We start from the raw sequence: 1,067 nt of genomic DNA on the forward strand, positions 1-1,067 counted from the left end.
GCGACAATACAGTCCTTTGACTCTTTCCGTCTTTAACTTCAGAACCCAACTTACTTGCATCGATCAGCACTATTTGTTCACTATCCGATTCTTTATCTAAAAACAAAACGCTTACGTTGGTGCCTGTGCTTGCAAAAATATTACTAGGCATACTAATCACTCCTCGAAGCCACCCCCTTTCTATCATCTGCTCTCGTATTTTCTTTTCAATTCCGCTTTGCGCCGTAATAAATCCAGTGGGAACAACGATTGCCGCCTTGCCTCTCATACTAAGACTGTACATAATATGCTGTATAAACAGCAAGTAAATAGACATTTTGTCAACATCCTTTTTGGGCACTTTAGGAATGCCCGCAAAAAAACGCGTTTTATTTATGTCATTATCCAAGTCTTCACGAAAATCAGAGAAATCCAACTTAAAGGGAGGGTTACTTACGATGTAATCAAATTTTTCCTCTCGGTAATAAGGTTCTAATATTGTATTACCCTTGATGATATGAGGAATGCTGTGGCTTAAGTTATTTAAGACTAAATTTAGCCTAAGCATATTGCTTGATTTTTGAGATATATCTTCGCTATAAATACTGCATTTATCCTCGCCTATCGCGTGTGCTATATTCATTAATAGCGTCCCCGATCCCGCGCTAGGGTCATATACTTTGACACCCTGCGGTTCATCATTGACAAGTATAGCAGCCATAATACGAGCTACCGCATGCGGAGTATAATATTCTGCATATGTACCCCCGGCATCAGAATTATAATCTTTTATCAGATATTCAAAAATAGTGGCGAAGAAATCATATTTTTCTCCAAACATTCCTTCAAAACTAAATTCAAACAGCTTATTAATCAAAGCCTTGCAGAACGCATCGCGCTGTGAATGATCGCTAATGAATTGACTAAGTTCATCAAACATTTTGTCTTTGGCACCGGAGGCCGACTTGACAGAATAAATCTCTTGATTATTAATGCTAATTTGCCTTAAAGTATCATCGAAAAGTTTGGCAAAATCATCTTCATTCTGTTTGTTAAATAGATAAGTAATGGTATGATGAGGTTGAAGC

The 1,067-nt window shown here is 37.7% G+C and carries 1 protein-coding gene; it reads right to left on the minus strand.

What is annotated here, in order from left to right:
- Positions 1-1,067, minus strand: a 1,067-nt coding sequence (locus tag AC1DPZ_RS27805; protein WP_477409629.1) for an HsdM family class I SAM-dependent methyltransferase, incomplete at both ends; no start/stop codon positions are given.

The sequence above is a fragment of the Mucilaginibacter sp. P4_G9 genome (assembly GCF_056400985.1).